The 15052-nt window shown below is 61.3% G+C and carries 14 protein-coding genes and 1 pseudogene; 8 read left to right on the top strand and 7 right to left on the bottom strand.

All coding sequences use genetic code 11. The features are described from left to right. Position 1: 1 nt before the first annotated feature. Positions 2–130 carry a hypothetical protein gene (locus GNZ13_RS53520; protein ID WP_268959173.1) on the bottom strand — a complete coding sequence of 43 codons (129 nt, stop codon included), beginning with the start codon at positions 128–130 and terminating at the stop codon, positions 2–4. Positions 131–918: 788 nt separating this feature from the next. After that, positions 919–1971, bottom strand: coding sequence for an NAD(P)-dependent alcohol dehydrogenase (locus GNZ13_RS21160; RefSeq protein WP_172167789.1), 1053 nt, complete (start codon positions 1969–1971; stop codon positions 919–921). A 320-nt stretch (positions 1972–2291) separates the two neighbouring features. Here GNZ13_RS21160 and GNZ13_RS21155 point away from each other — a divergent pair, with 320 nt between their 5' ends. Further along, a complete protein-coding gene (locus GNZ13_RS21155; protein WP_236002111.1) occupies positions 2292–3290 on the top strand; it encodes an AraC family transcriptional regulator in 999 nt (332 codons plus the stop codon). Between the two features lie 20 nt (positions 3291–3310). On the opposite strand, the gene GNZ13_RS21150 is transcribed toward GNZ13_RS21155, so the two are convergent. From GNZ13_RS21150 to GNZ13_RS21140, 3 genes are all read right to left on the bottom strand, one after another. Beyond that, complete coding sequence (locus tag GNZ13_RS21150) at positions 3311–4084, bottom strand: molybdopterin-dependent oxidoreductase (protein ID WP_172167787.1); 774 nt, start codon at positions 4082–4084, stop codon at positions 3311–3313. Then, a complete protein-coding gene (locus GNZ13_RS21145; RefSeq protein ID WP_172167785.1) occupies positions 4081–4713 on the bottom strand; it encodes a cytochrome b/b6 domain-containing protein in 633 nt (210 codons plus the stop codon). The genes GNZ13_RS21150 and GNZ13_RS21145 overlap by 4 nt, the downstream gene beginning before the upstream one ends. Before the next feature lie 99 nt (positions 4714–4812). After that, entirely contained in the window at positions 4813–5445 is a 633-nt protein-coding gene (locus GNZ13_RS21140) for a hypothetical protein (RefSeq protein WP_172167783.1), read from the bottom strand. A gap of 184 nt (positions 5446–5629) precedes the next feature. Between GNZ13_RS21140 and GNZ13_RS21135 the strand changes: the two genes are divergently transcribed. Together GNZ13_RS21135 and GNZ13_RS21130 are read left to right on the top strand one after the other, a co-directional pair. Beyond that, a complete protein-coding gene (locus tag GNZ13_RS21135) occupies positions 5630–6301 on the top strand; it encodes a heavy metal response regulator transcription factor (RefSeq protein WP_172167782.1) in 672 nt (223 codons plus the stop codon). Then, positions 6298–7698: a heavy metal sensor histidine kinase gene (locus tag GNZ13_RS21130; RefSeq protein ID WP_172167781.1), complete on the top strand. Its 1401-nt coding sequence runs from the start codon at positions 6298–6300 to the stop codon at positions 7696–7698. Before GNZ13_RS21135 ends, GNZ13_RS21130 begins: the two co-directional genes overlap by 4 nt. 50 nt (positions 7699–7748) lie before the next feature. Here the strand turns inward: GNZ13_RS21130 and GNZ13_RS21125 are convergent, their stop codons facing one another. Further along, positions 7749–8090, bottom strand: a complete 342-nt coding sequence (locus tag GNZ13_RS21125; protein ID WP_074287721.1) for a zinc ribbon domain-containing protein YjdM — start codon at positions 8088–8090, stop codon at positions 7749–7751. Between the two features lie 208 nt (positions 8091–8298). On the opposite strand from GNZ13_RS21125, the gene GNZ13_RS21120 reads away from it, so the two are divergent. Beyond that, positions 8299–8622, top strand: coding sequence for a VOC family protein (locus GNZ13_RS21120; protein WP_172167780.1), 324 nt, complete (start codon positions 8299–8301; stop codon positions 8620–8622). Positions 8623–8826: 204 nt separating this feature from the next. Continuing rightward, positions 8827–9129: a putative quinol monooxygenase gene (locus GNZ13_RS21115; protein ID WP_172167779.1), complete on the top strand. Its 303-nt coding sequence runs from the start codon at positions 8827–8829 to the stop codon at positions 9127–9129. Positions 9130–9214: 85 nt separating this feature from the next. Here GNZ13_RS21115 and GNZ13_RS21110 read toward each other — a convergent pair whose 3' ends face one another. After that, positions 9215–10747, bottom strand: a complete 1533-nt coding sequence (locus tag GNZ13_RS21110; RefSeq protein WP_172167778.1) for a sensor domain-containing diguanylate cyclase — start codon at positions 10745–10747, stop codon at positions 9215–9217. A 208-nt stretch (positions 10748–10955) separates the two neighbouring features. On the opposite strand from GNZ13_RS21110, the pseudogene GNZ13_RS21105 reads away from it, so the two are divergent. The 3 genes and pseudogenes from GNZ13_RS21105 to GNZ13_RS21095 all read left to right on the top strand — a co-directional run. Beyond that, a pseudogene (locus GNZ13_RS21105) lies at positions 10956–11165 on the top strand (NAD(P)-dependent oxidoreductase); the annotation flags it as partial. 148 nt (positions 11166–11313) lie between these two features. Beyond that, positions 11314–14235, top strand: coding sequence for a molybdopterin-dependent oxidoreductase (locus GNZ13_RS21100; RefSeq protein WP_172167777.1), 2922 nt, complete (start codon positions 11314–11316; stop codon positions 14233–14235). A gap of 69 nt (positions 14236–14304) precedes the next feature. Next, positions 14305–15051, top strand: coding sequence for a 4Fe-4S dicluster domain-containing protein (locus GNZ13_RS21095; RefSeq protein ID WP_172167776.1), 747 nt, complete (start codon positions 14305–14307; stop codon positions 15049–15051). The last annotated feature ends 1 nt before the right edge of the window (position 15052 follow it).

Genomic DNA, 15052 nt, shown 5'->3' with positions numbered 1-15052 from the left:
TTCAAACTCCAGTTAGTGTTAAGGGGGCTTTTTTGCCTTTGGCGGCGGCATTGTTTGTTTGCCTGCGGCGGTGGTCTTTATTTGGGTTTTTCTGCCTGCGCGGCGCTTTTTGTCTGTTTGCCTGCGGCATTGGCCTTTCCTTGAATTCTTATTGGTCTATTAGCGTCGCCCCTGTGCGGGGCTGGCACTTACTTTCTTTGCCGCCGCAAAGAAAGTAAGCAAAGAAAGCGGCTCCAACCGCTAATTCTTAAGCGGGTCCCCTGGCTTGGAGGGGGTAGTGGTGCATCTGGAATCTGTGTTCTCGCACACTCCGCGCCGGTGACAAGGCAGTCATATTTCCAGCGTCGCTGCGCGCGCCGAAGAGTGCTTCATAAACCGTGCGCTGTTCTTGTGAACCGGCGGTCTACCAGGCACCGACGACGTGAAGTTGATTGCGAGTGTGATTTATTGTTAGAGCTTGCAGCGGCGAAACCGATAACCCCCGCTGCGCAAAAAACGAAGCCCCAGGTTTCCCTGGCAGACCCATCCGCGACGCACGCAGTGCGGAGTGGGAGCTGATGAGTTCTTTGTCACTAACGTCGAATGTGCGAGAGCACGGATTCCAGATGCACCACTACCCCCTCCAAGCCAGGGGACCCGCTTAAGAATTAGCGGTTGGAGCCGCTTTCTTTGCTTACTTTCTTTGCGGCGGCAAAGAAAGTAAGTGCCTGCCCCGCACAGGGGCGAACGCTAATAGACCAATATCAAATCAAGGAAAGGCCAAAAAGTCAGATCAAGGAAAGGTTAAAAAGTCAGATCAAGGAAAGGCCAACGCCGCAGGCAAACAGACAAAAAACGCCGCGAAGACAACCAAACCAAGAAAAGCCCCTGCCTGCAAGGCCCCAAACCCCACCTGGCGCCGCGCAGGCAAAAAAACCATCACTTCCGCATGGAATCCAGATCAACCACAAACCGATACTTAACGTCGCTCTTAAGCATCCGTTCATAAGCCTCATTAATCCCCTGCATAGGAATCACCTCAATATCCGAAGTAATCCCATGTTCGCCACAGAAATCGAGCATCTCCTGCGTCTCGGCAATCCCGCCAATCAGCGAACCAGCCAGACGGCGACGCTTGAAGATCAGATTGAACACCTGCGGCGACGGATGATCGTGCTCCGGAGCACCGACCAACGTCATCGTCCCATCACGCTTCAGCAGATTCAAAAACGGATTCAAATCATGCTGCGCAGCAACGGTATTCAGAATGAAATCGAAGCTGTTGGCATGTGCTCCCATCTCTTCAGCATTCTTCGAGATGACAACCTCATGCGCGCCAAGCCGCTTGGCATCGTCAATCTTCGACGGCGACGTCGTAAACAACACGACATGCGCGCCCATCGCACGGGCCAATTTCACGCCCATGTGACCCAGGCCGCCAAGACCGACAATCCCGACCTTCTTGCCAGGACCGGCACCCCACGTGCGCAGCGGCGAATACGTCGTGATACCCGCGCACAGCAACGGCGCCACACCCGCCGGGTCGAGATTCTCCGGCACCCGCAGCGTGAATTCCTCATCCACCACCAGTTGCGTCGAATAACCGCCGTAAGTGATCTGACCGTCAACCCGGTCCACACCGTTGTACGTGCCGACAAAACCGTTTTCGCAATACTGCTCGAGACCTTCCTCGCAACTCGCACACGTACGGCACGAATCGACCAGGCATCCCACGCCCACCAGATCGCCTGCCTTGTACTTCGTCACGTCCGGACCCACTGCCGTTACGCGGCCGACAATTTCATGGCCCGGCACCACCGGAAAAACCGTGTTTTTCCATTCGTTGCGTGCCTGATGCAAGTCGGAATGGCACACGCCGCAAAACAGAACTTCCATCTGCACGTCATGGGCGCGCAGTTCGCGGCGCTGGATTTCGAACGGGGCGAGCGGCGCGGTAGCGTCGGTCGCTGCATAGGCATAAGTCGTGCTCATGGGTAGCTCCAGCAAAGAGGGTGATGTCGCAAGGCGCCGACGATGGGCGACCCGCGTCGCCGATGCGGCCAAACCTTGTTGTGAACCGGGATCATGGCGCAAGCCTTGGCCGACGTTTTCACCGAAACAGTGAATTGGCGACCGAGGCCCGCGCAGCGTGGAAAAAGCTGATCCGGCAGAGTTCCCATACTAGGAGCCGGGAGCGATTCGGGGAATACCTGAATATCTTGAAGGTTTGCCTAAAACTCCTGGCGACGACCGCAGTAGGTCGTTTGATGCTAAATTTCAAGCATTATTCTCTTGCGCGTCACTATACCGTCATGTCAACCCGTTCTGTTGAACCCGCATCGGTCGAACGCGACCCGGCCGGTGGCGACCCCGTCGATCCTGCCCAGCAGCGTCTGGTCGAGTTGTTCGACACGCTTGCACCCAATCCGGGCGTTACGCGCTCGAGCCTGGAAGGGGTCAATCTGATGCGCGCGAATGTGCCGATGCCACGTATGCCCGTGATGTACGAGCCGTGCATCGTGATCGTCTGCCAGGGGCGCAAGCGCGGTTTTCTCGGGGATCAGGTGTTCCAGTACGACGCGCAGCAATACCTGGTGCTGTCGGTGCCGCTGCCGTTCGAATGTGAAACCGAGGCGAGCCCGGAAGAGCCGTTCCTCGCCATCTCAGTACGAGTCGATTTGACCATGGTGGCCGAGTTGCTGATGGCGCTGAACGAAACGCAGGGCGCCACGCAGAACGAGCCGCTCGGCATCTATTCGACGCCGCTCGATCCGGCGCTGAGCAATGCCGTGCAGCGTTTGATGGAAGCGTTAGCCTCGCCGCTCGACGCGCGCATTCTCGCGCCTGGCGTAGTGCGCGAAATCTGTTATCGCGTGTTGACGGGCGAGCAGGGCGACGCGATTCGCGCGGCGCTCACGCATCAGAATCATTTCGGCCGCATCGCCAAGGCGCTACGGCGAATCCATGCCGACTATCACGGGCAACTCGACGTCGATACGCTCGCTTCTGAAGCGGGCATGAGCCTCGCCGTTTTTCATGCGCAATTCAAGGCCGTGACCGCGACCTCGCCGATGCAATACGTGAAGACCACGCGGTTGCATCACGCGCGTTTGCTGATGGTGCAGGATGGTTTGAATGCAGGCGCGGCCGCGGCGCGCGTCGGTTACGAAAGCGCGTCGCAATTCAGCCGCGAGTTCAAGCGTCTGTTCGGCCTGAGCCCGGTCGATGAAGTCAAGCGCATGCGCACCGTGTACGATGCGCCGCCGCCGCGCGTGGTCAAGCCGGTCGCACGTTATGTGACTGCGGTATAGGCACGCGTTCGCCGGAAGCCCTATAAACCGCTGAACCAGTTGTACCCCTGGTCTTCCCAATAGCCACCGGGGTTCGTGTTGGTCACGAAAATTGCTGCGATGTGCTTCGGATTCTTGAAGCCCAGTTTGGTCGGTACGCGCAGCTTTAGCGGATAGCCGTATTTGGCGGGCAGCGGCGCGTCGCGGAAATCAAGCGTCAGTTGGGTTTGCGGATGCAAGGCCGTCGCCATGTCGAGGCTCGAGTAATAGCGGTCGGCGCATTTGAAGCCGACATAGCCAGCGCTCAGATCGGCGCCGATGCGTTCGAGGAACATGCGAAACGGCACGCCTCGCCATTGCCCGATCGCGCTCCATCCTTCAATGCAGATGTGCCGTGTAATCTGTGAAGCCTGTGGCAAGGCGCGCAGTTGATCGAGCGTCCACGTGCGCTTGTCCGACACCAAACCGGACACTTCCAGTTGATACGTCGAACCGTCGATATCCGGCGCGTCGAACTCCGGATAGAACGCGTTGAACGGGAACGGGTCGGTGATCTCGCTCGCCGAATAAGTTGGCGCGAGCTTGTTGCGATCGAACAGCCATCCTTGCACGCGATCGTTCCAGCGCGACATGGCCCACAACACTTTGTCGACCGAATCGCCGTCCTGCATGTTGCAGCCCGAGAGCATCGCCAGCGCGCCGATCGAAAGCGATGAACGCAGGAACAACCGCCGCTGCAATCGTTCGATTTGCGGTTTGTGGTCGGCGAGGACAATGCGCGTGTTACGCGAGTCCTTACGTTTTGATTCGCTCATGCCTGAGTTCCTTCGTGCGCCGAATGTTTTGCGCGGCCCGTCAACATCGGCAGCAACGTGCGCGGCACCAGCAGCACCAGCGCCAGATGCACGACGACAAAACCAACCACACCCGCCATCGCGACAAAATGCACGCGACGCGCGAAATCGAAGCCGCCGAATAGCGCGGTAAGCCACGAGAATTGCACCGGCTTCCAGATCGAGAGCCCCGACGAGACCAGCAGCACGCCAAGAAACAATACGACGAGATAGAGCGCGCGCTGCACCGCGTTGTATTTGCCGGTATCGTGCGGCAGCTTGAACTGCATCGCTAATGCGGCGTCGTGTATGACATCGCGCGGATAGACCGGCAGCAGCTTGCGCCGAAAATGCCCACGTCCGATCCCATACGCCAGATACAGCAATCCGTTTGTGCACAGTAGCCACATCGCTGCGAAATGCCATGCAATCGAGCCGCCCAGCCAGCCGCCAACGGTCGCCCATACCGGAAATCTGAACGGAAAGAAGGGCGACGCGTTATAGATCGCCCAGCCGCTCATCACCATGCAGACCATCGCAAATGCGTTGATCCAGTGCGTGATTCGGACGACGAATGGGTGGACGATAGAGCGTGCGTGCGGTTCGGGCATGGTGAGCGGTGATGAAACAAAGAAAAATTTAGAAGCTGCGTCATTCCGGCACGCGGCTGTCCGAACTGCTGAAAAAGCGAACGCTTGAAAAGCGCCGTATTACATTGGCGGCGTTACACCGTGCTCGCCTGCGGAGATGAAATTCGCCGCCATCGAGCCATCGGCTTCCTTATGCGCGAACAGCACGACCTTCGCGCCCGGCATCAACAGCGAGCGGTCACCGGGTTCGAGCGCGACGATAGGCACGTCTTGCGGAATCACGATTTTCTTCTCGCCGTCCTTGTACTTGACCGTGATCGTGCGGCCGTTGCTGACCACGAGAGAACCCACCGTGCCGTTGGTCATCGTGCTGTTCGAGCCGAGGTCCCACGGGCGATGACCTTCGCCGGAGCCACGCATGCTGGGCGGGAAGACGTGTACTTCGAGCGCTTTTAGCGTGCCGTCAGGCTGCGGGATCGCGGCGGTGCCGACATAGCTGTCCGGCTTGATGTCGTTCACATTGGCGATCGCGACGCCGCGAATCGGCGTGTCCTTGGTGAGCTTCACGTCGACGTCTTTGCCGTCGCGCGTGTGCACTTTGAGGTCATCGCCCGAAAGTGCGGTCACCGTGCCGCGTACGCCCGTGGGCATGGCGGTTTGGGCTTGCGCGGCGGATCCTGCAGCAAACAACGAGGCAGCGACGAGCGCGGGCGCGACGATGACGCGCATCGCATTAGCGGAGACAATCTTCATGAGTCAGCTCTGGGTGGGTGAAGGATAGGGGCAGATTAGGCGCGCGATTGGCTCCGGCGAGTGACAGACGGATGACAAAAACGTCATGAACGGCGCGGCGCGGCCACGTAGAATGGCCGTCATATCCACGTCCACATTCATGACCCACGCCCACGGCGGCTCTCGGGGTCGGAAGCCATGCACTATGAGCATCCTCGTCATTGAAGACGATCCGAAAACCGGCGACTACCTGAAGAAGGGGTTGCGCGAAAGCGGCTACGCGGTCGACCTCGCGCGCACCGGCACGGACGGTCTGCACATGGCGCTCGAACACGCGTACGACCTCGTGGTGCTGGACGTGATGCTGCCGGGCATCGACGGCTGGGAAATCATGCGTGCGCTGCGGGCGCGGCGCGATCTGCCTGTCATTTTCCTGACCGCGCGCGATCACGTCAGCGACCGCATCCGTGGTCTCGAACTGGGCGCCGACGATTACCTCGTCAAACCGTTCTCGTTCACCGAGCTGGTGCTGCGCATCCGCACGCTGCTGCGTCGTGGCGTGATCCGCGAGAGCGATGTGTTCGAGATCGCCGACCTCAAGCTCGACGTTCTGCGTCGCAAGGTAACGCGCGAAGGCGTCGAGATTGCGCTGACCAACAAAGAGTTCATGCTGCTGCATCTGCTGGTGCGCCGGCAGGGCGAAGCGCTATCGCGCACGCAGATCGCCTCGGAAGTGTGGGATATGAACTTCGACAGCGACACCAATGTGGTCGACGTCGCCGTCAAACGGCTGCGCGCCAAGGTCGATCATCCGTTTGAAAAGAAGCTGATTCATACGGTGCGCAGCATCGGCTATACCTTCGGCGACGGCTCATGAAACTGTGGACCGAACGTTCGTTGACGGCGCGCACCACGGTGTTGTTCGCCGCGATCGCGTGTGTGGTGATCGGCACGCTGGGCGCGTATTTCTATCACTCCGCGCAGCTGTCGTTGCAGCGCCGCGCGGACGTGGTGCTTACCGGCCGTGTCGAGCATTTCAGCCGCATCGTGCGCGATCTCTATTCGGTCAGCGAATTGAAGAACCGCCCTTTGCTGTTCGAGACCATGCTCGGCGCGGAGCAGGATGTGCTGCTGTTTCGCCGTCCGGGCGAAGCGCCGTTCATCGACGTGAACCCTGGCAACATAGCGGTTCCTGCTCTGCAGGCCGGCGTAGAGAACCGGTTGCCGACGCTCCCGGACATCCGCCAGACCCTGTTGCCGGACGGCGTGCCGGTTCATTGGGCGATGGCCACTGTCAAAGCACGCGAGAACGGCAGCGAGCTTGAAGTGATCGCCGCGCATCCGATGACTCAGGAAATGCGGATGCTGGCCGCGTACCGCAATCGCATCGTGCTGGCCACGCTGATCGGCATGCTGGCCGCGACGCTGCTCGCCTACTATGTGCTGCGCCGCGCGTTGCGGCCGGTGCGCGAGATCGCCACGCGGGCGGCGCAGATCAGTCCGACGAGTTTGTCGGTGCGGCTCGACAGCGAGGCCGCGCCGGTCGAATTACGCCAGCTCACGCACGCCTTCAACGCCATGCTCGACCGTCTTGCCGATGGCTATCAGCGCCTCTCGCAGTTCTCCGCCGATCTGGCGCATGAAATTCGCACGCCGGTGGGTGCCTTGATCGGCCAGACCCAGGTGACGCTCGCCAAACCGCGCGACGCCGATGAATATCAGCAATTGCTCGAATCGAATCTCGAAGAACTGAGCCGATTGAGCCACATCGCGGAGAACATTCTGTTTCTCGCGCACGCGGACCATGCTGCGCTGTCCATCGACCGTGAGCCGGTCGATCTGCACGACGAACTCGTCAGGATCGCAGACTATTTCGAAGGCCCCGCCGACGAACGCGGTATGCGCTTTACCGTCGAGGCTCAGGGCGTGGCATCGGTCAATCCGATGCTGTGCCGGCGGGCGATCAACAATCTCGTCGTCAATGCAGTGCGATACGGCGCAGGCGATACGGTGGTGCGTTTGAGCGGCACGCAGGACGAACAGGGCGCGACGGTGGTGGTGGAAAACGACGGTGCGCCGATTCCCGACGAGCAACTGGACCGCCTGTTCGATCGCTTCTATCGCGCGGATGCGGCGCGCAGCGCGTTCACCGAATCTAGCGGGCTAGGGCTCGCGATCGTCAAGGCGATCATGCATCTGCACGGCGGCACGGCGCGCGTGGTGTGTCCGGTGCCGGGTTTGGTGCGCTTCGAATTGCGCTTTCCGGGCGCTTAAATGCTCGCGTGTCCGCGCGGGTTCAACGCGCGGATTCAATCCCGGCTGCTTCAAACCTTCTTCAGATATTCAGCCTTCAGCATGAAGTTGCCTGCGTCCATCTTGCAGTCCACTTCGTGATCGCCGCCGACCAGGCGAATGCTCTTCACCTTGGTGCCCATTTTCAGTGTGATCGACGAGCCTTTCACTTTCAGGTCCTTGATCAGCACCACCGCGTCGCCGTCGGCCAGCGGGTTGCCGTTGGCGTCCTTGACGACGCGCTCGTCGGCCTCGTCAGCGCTCGCGGCGGCGGTCATCGGCCACTCGTGCGCGCAATCGGGGCAGACGTAGTTTTCGCCGTCCGGGTAAGTGTTTTCCATCGCGCATTGCGGGCAGGCGGGAATCGTCGACATGATTTTCTTTCAAGACCGCGGCGCACCGCGGATAACTTCGGGGTTTGCGAGTATAGCGGACGTTGACGGAGCCGCATTCATCCTGCGCACCGGAAGCTGTTTTAACGCAAACCGGTAATGGCGATACCGGGATGATTGCGCAACTGGTTGTGGCGGCGCTTCGCCGATACGATGAAAACACCTCATCCTAACCGTCAGGACAACCGCTATGAAACGCTTCCATATCGCTTTGGCTGTTACGAGCCTCGAGGCTTCCATCGACGATTACAGCGTCAGGCTCGGCCAGCCGCCCACAGCCGTCGTGCCGGGTCGTTACTCGATGTGGCGCACCGATCTGCTCAATTTCTCGATCAACGAGATGCCGGACAAAGCTGGACAGCCTCGGCACGTCGGCTTTGAGGACGATTCGGTAGAAGGGTACGCGAGCAGCAAGGATGTCAACGGGCTCGAATGGGAGCTGTTTTCGGCAGAGGAGCAGGATCGGCGGATCGTCAGCACTTACGGTGAGGCGGTGCGGACCGACAAAGGCTGACGTGCCTTTCTGCCCGGATGCAACCTGAATGCCTGTGCTTGATGTTGCCCGGTGTTGCCCCGTGCGACCCAGATGCGCGCTGGCGCAGCTTCACGAACACCGCCCTATACTTGCTGAGTGCCTGACGAGCAGATGCCCTTCACAGCGCTTTGCCGGCCCGGCAAAGCGGGTCCATTGTCCCCACTTCACCCAAGGAGTCGCGTCATGGTCAAACTCGCTCTGTACGTTCGCCTTGAAGCCAAACCCGGCAAGGAAAAGGATGTCGAGGCCTTTCTGCTGAGCGGCTTGCCGCTCGTCGAGGAGGAGCCTGCCACTGCGGCATGGTTCGGTCTGAAGCTGGGACCGTCCACGTACGGCATTTTCGACGCCTTCCCGGACGAAGCGGGCCGTGAGGCGCATCTGAACGGCAAGGTGGCAGCCGCGCTGATGGCGAAGGCCGGCGAGCTATTCGCCACGCCTCCCAGCATTCAGAAGGTCGACGTGCTGGCGTCTAAACTGCCGGGCTGACTGAGCTTCCAATCCGCTGACGCGGCACGGCCTTTTCAACAATCGAAAACGCCGCGCCAACGTGCAGAACGTCCCGGCCCCGGCGTCAGTCGCCCGGCGCGTCCGCGACCGGACGGTTCGCGTAGTGCGCGCGTTTTTCCTCATACATCAGCAGATCGGCGCGTTGCACGCCGGCTTCGAGCCGGTCGCCGCGCTGGCACGTCGCCGCACCCATCGAAAAACTCAGCGGCGAGCCCGGATAAAACTGGTTGTTCAGATCGATCAGTTGGCGGATCGCATCGACCATCGCGGCGCCGCCGCGCTCGTCGGTGTCCGGCAACAGGATCGCGAACTCGTCGCCGCCGATGCGCGCCGCATGAAACGGCGCGTCCGTCGCCTTGGCAAGGACTTCGCCGGCGCGCCGTAACAATGCGTCGCCGGCCGCGTGGCCGAGCTGGTCGTTCACGCGTTTGAGGCCGTTCAGATCGGCCATGATGATCGTCACCGGCCACGGACCCTTGCGCTCCAGCCGGTTCAATTCATCTACATAGAACGAGCGGTTGCGCAGCTTGGTCAGCACGTCATGCTTGCCGAGGAACTCCAGGTACGCTTCGGCCTTCTTGCGCGCCGTGATGTCGGTGAGGGCCACCAGCACCAGGTCCCAATCGCGTTCATGGCCCGGCAGGACGGAAAACTGCAGGTGCACGTGCACCTCGTTGCCGTCGAGCGAATAGTTGAGCACTTCGCGCTGCTGAAACAGCTTCCCTTCCCACAGATCGATCAGCTGCTCGCGGAAATGCGGCCGCATGTCGTCGCGGAAAACGTCCGGCAGGCGCGCCAGCAGCGTTTTTTTGTCTTTCGCCACGAACATGTCGAGCGTGTGCTGGTTCACGTCGAGCACGTGAATTTCCTGCATGCAGCGGTCGACAAACTCGGGATGCACGTCGGTGAACACGCGAAAATCGCTGATGCCGGCCGAGCGCGCCCCGTCGAGCAGACGTTTGACCGCGCTGAAATCTTCCACCCACAGCGACACCGGCGAATGTTCGAACAGGCCGCGCACATACTGTTCGGCAAGCGTCACGCGATGCCGCGCGCCTTCGAGTTCGGTAATGTCTTCGACCGATACGAGCACGCGGTCCCAGCGGTCTTCATGGCCGGGCAGCACGGCGCCCTTGAGCAGCACGTCGAGGCGCCGCCCGCCGAGCGTGTAATTGACCGTCTGGCTCGTGAACTGCGCTTGGCCCGCCCATAGCTGGCATAGCTCCTCCAGGTGCGTCTTGAGCATGTCGTCGCGGAACACGGAGGCGAGATTGCCGGTGAGCGCTTCGAAATCGGCGGCCTCGAATTGCGTCAGCGTTTTCTGGTTGACCTTGATAACGCGGATGCTGTGCGCGCATTCGGCGACAAGAGCCGGATATTCGGCGAAATGGGCGCGCAGGTCGGTCACGCCTTCTGCCCGCCATCTGTCGAATAACGTGCGCACGCCGCTGAAGTCTTCGAGCCAGAGCGAGACAGGCGCGAGTTCGAACATTTCGGAATCGTCCCCCGATCCCCCAAGGGGACTTCCTTCGGGGCGGAGGACTTCCTGCAGAGCGTCGTTGGCGGGCGCTGAGCCGCGCGGGAGGGTGTCCAGCATGAGATTCCCGTGGTCGGAGTTCCGGCTATTTTAAAGCGGCTTGGGTTCGGCTCAAAAGAAAGACGCATGACACATGGTATTCGCGCCGGCCCATTTACGAAGATAACGGCGTGGTTCGGATGGACTTTAGGCTGCGCGGCAGCAGGTTCGCAACAGGGCTTCTCGCTCGCGGCTGCTTGTGACTGGCTGTGGCCGCGTTTGACCGCCTGCGCTCGCTACCGGCGCGATCGCCGGTGCGGCGCTCGATGTCTACGAGGGCGAGCCGCATCCGCCCGAAGCCTTGCTGGCGCTGCGCAACGTCGTCCTGACGCCGCATGTGGGCGGCCGCTCGCCGGAGGCGATCACGGCTTCGGTCGACAACTTTCTGGCCAATGCGACGCGGCATTTTGCTGGCGAGGCGGTATTGACGCCGATCTGACCAGATCTGAAGGCAAACTGAAACTATCAGCGCAGCGGATAGTTTCTCTCGTAAATGGCGATTTCCCTTGTGGGCCCGCGGCGAATAGGATGGTCGGTATCGAACCCATACCGCTTCGACACAGCCGGAGCAGCGACGGAGATCCCGCATGGAACACCACGCCCGCACGCAGGACGAACGGCTCGAGATCAAGACGACCACCTGCTACATGTGCGCCTGCCGCTGCGGTATTCGCGTGCATCTGCGTGAAGGCGAGGTGCGCTATATCGACGGCAACCCCGAGCATCCGCTGAACCAGGGGGTGATCTGCGCCAAGGGTGCCTCGGGCATCATGAAGCAGTACTCGCCCGCGCGCCTGACCCAGCCTTTGATGCGTAAGGCGGGCGCGGAGCGGGGCAGTGCGCAGTTCGAGCCGGTGTCGTGGGAGGTCGCGTTCGACGTGCTCGAAAAGCGTCTTGCCACGATTCGCGCCACGGATCCAAAGAAATTCGCCCTGTTCACCGGCCGCGACCAGATGCAGGCGCTCACCGGCCTCTTCGCCAAACAGTTCGGCACGCCTAATTACGCGGCCCATGGCGGCTTCTGTTCGGCGAACATGGCGGCCGGCATGATCTATACGATCGGCGGCTCGTTCTGGGAGTTCGGCGGCCCCGATCTCGACAGCGCCAAACTCTTCTTTATGATCGGCACGGCGGAAGATCATCATTCGAATCCGCTCAAGATCGCTATTTCGAAGTTCAAGCGCGCGGGTGGACGCTTCATCGCGATCAATCCGATTCGCACTGGCTATGCTGCGATTGCCGACGAGTGGGTGCCGATCAAACCGGGCACCGACGGCGCGCTGTTCATGGCGTTTCTGCACGAACTGATTGCTGCCGACGCCTGGGACCACGAGTTCGTGCAGCGCTATACGAACGCGGCCGAGCTCGTCGATCTGGACGAATCCAGCGAGAATTTCGGCCTCTTCGTGCGCGATCCGGACCGGCCGGTCGGCAATCCGCTGTTTCCGCAGAATCATCTCTGGTGGGACGCCGAAGCCGCGCGCGCCGTGCCGCACCATGCCCCCGGCGTGACGCCCGCGCTCGATGGTCGCTATACGCTCGCGGACGGCACGCCGGTCACGCCGTCATTCGCGTTACTGCGCGAACGCGTGGCCGATTGCACACCCGAATGGGCCGCTGAGATCACCGGCATTGCAGCGGACACGATTCGCCGCCTCGCGGGCGAAATGATCCAGACGAGCCGCGATCACCGGATCACGCTCCCGATCCCATGGACCGACGCGTGGGGCGAGACGCACGAAACGGTGACCGGCAACCCGGTCGCCTTTCATGCGATGCGCGGACTGGCCGCGCACTCCAACGGTTTCCAGTCAATCCGCGCGCTTGCGGTGTTGATGTCGCTGATGGGCACGATCGACCGGCCAGGCGGCTTTCGTCACAAGTCGCCGTTTCCCCGCGCGGTGCCGCCATCGGCCAAACCGCCGAACAGCCCCGACGCCGTCAAGCCGAACACGCCGCTCGCGACCGGGCCGCTCGGCTGGCCCGCCGCGCCCGAAGATCTGTTCATCGACGAACACGGCGGCCCGGTTCGCATCGACAAAGCGTTCTCCTGGGAATATCCGCTTGCCGTGCATGGCGTGATGCATAGCGTCATCACCAACGCATGGCGCGGCGATCCCTATCCCATCGACACGCTGCTGATTTTCATGGCCAACATGGCGTGGAATTCGTCGATGAATACGATGAAGGTGCGCGAGATGCTCGCCGACAAGCATGCGAACGGCGAGTACAAGATTCCGTTTCTCGTGGTGTGCGATGCGTTCCAGTCGGAGATGACGGCGTTCGCCGATCTGATCCTGCCGGACACGACGTATCTCGAGCGGCACGACGCGATGTCGATGCTCGACCGGCCGATCTCCGAATTCGACGGTCCGGTGGATTCCGTGCGCGTGCCGGTCGTGCCGCCGACCGGCGAGTGCAAGCCGTTCCAGGAAGTGCTGATCGAACTCGCTTCGCGGCTGAAGTTTCCCGCGTTCACGACCGCCGAAGGCGCGCGGCGCTTTCGCGACTATCCCGACTTCATCGTCAACCACACGACGACGCCCAATTCCGGCGTGGGCTTTCTGATCGGCTGGCGCGGCAAGGACGGCGACAAGGCGCTGGTGGGCGAGCCGAATCCGCAGCAATGGGAGCAGTACGCGAAGAACAATTGCGTGTTCCATTACCGCTTGCCCGAGACGCTCCAATACATGCGCAACTGCAACGGGCCGTATCTCGACTGGGCAGTGAAAAACGGTTTCCGTAAATTCAACGAGCCGATCCTGATCCAGCTTTACTCCGACGTCATGCAGAAGTTCAGGCTCGCCGCGCAGGGCCGTACGAGCGGCAGGCAACCGCCGGAGCACTTGCGCGCGCGCGTCGAAAAGTATTTCGATCCGTTGCCGTTCTGGTATGCGCCGCTCGAAAGCGATTCCACCGATCTCGCGCGTTTTCCGCTCGCCGCCGTGACGCAACGGCCGATGGCCATGTATCACTCATGGGACTCGCAGAACGCGTGGCTGCGGCAGATTCACGGCGAGAACTATCTCTACATGAACCCACTGATGGCGGCCGAGAACGGCATCGCCGACGGCAGCTGGATCTATGCCGAATCGCAATGGGGCCGCGTGCGTTGCATGGCGCGTTTCAGCGAGACGGTTGAGCCGGGGACGGTATGGACATGGAACGCGATCGGCAAGGCCGCGGGTGCATGGAATCTCGGCGCCGGCGCGAACGAATCGCAGCGCGGCTTTCTGCTCAACCACCTCATCACCGACGAACTTCCCGCCGCTGATGACGCGGCTGGACGCCTCTCGAACTCGGACCCGGTAACAGGTCAGGCCGCGTGGTACGACGTGCGCGTGCGCATCTATCCGGCGGAAGCGGACGCGCGGCACACGCTGCCGCAGTTCGACGCGATGCCCGCGTTGCCGGGATCGAACGGGGTGATCTCGCGGATCGTGCAGACCTACTTCGCGGGGCGCGGCGAGTTCGCGGCGCGGTTGCGCGGCGCGACAGGGCGCAAGTGACGCGCGATTCACACTTCAGCATGGCAACGAAGCGCGCGAACAACGCAATAAAGGAGTAAGGAGCCTTTGATGACTCAGATGGCATTGGTAATCGACCTGAACGTGTGCGTGGGGTGCCAGGCTTGTGTGACGAGTTGCAAGGAGTGGAACACGTCGGGCGAATCGGGCAGTCTCGCCGACCTGAATCCCTACGACGCGGACCCGTCCGGCACATTCTTCAACCGCGTGCAGAGCTTCGAGGCTGGCAGCTACCCGAACACCGAGACGATCCACTTTCCGAAGTCATGCCTGCACTGCGAGGACCCGCCGTGCGTGCCGGTGTGTCCGACCGGCGCGAGCTACAAGCGCAAGGAAGACGGCCTCGTGCTGGTCGATTTCGACAAGTGCATCGGCTGCAAATATTGCGCGTGGGCGTGCCCTTACGGTGCGCGCGAACTCGACGAAGCGCGTAAGGAGATGACGAAATGCACGTTGTGCGTCGATCGCATTCATGATGAAAACCTCTCCGAGCGCGATCGCCAACCGGCATGCGTGCTCGCGTGCCCGACCTCCGCGCGACTGTTTGGCGACATCCACGATCCGGAGTCGGTGGTGTCGAAGGCGATCGAGGAGCGCGGCGGTTATCAGCTGATGCCCGAGTGGAACACACGGCCGGCGAACCACTATTTGCCGCGCGTCACCACGTCGGCCTCGGGTTGCGGCAGCGACGGCTGCTCGTGCAAAAGCACGGGTACGGCCATGGAGGTGCCCGAATCGCTCGATGCGCGGCTTGAGCGCGGCGAACTGCATCTTGCGTCGATGGCGACGCGCATCTAAA

Source organism: Paraburkholderia elongata, assembly GCF_013177735.1.
In the GTDB taxonomy this organism is placed as follows: Bacteria; Pseudomonadota; Gammaproteobacteria; order Burkholderiales; family Burkholderiaceae; genus Paraburkholderia; species Paraburkholderia elongata.
Note: the sequence above shows the minus strand (reverse complement) of the source record. Positions and strands in the feature narration are given on the sequence as shown.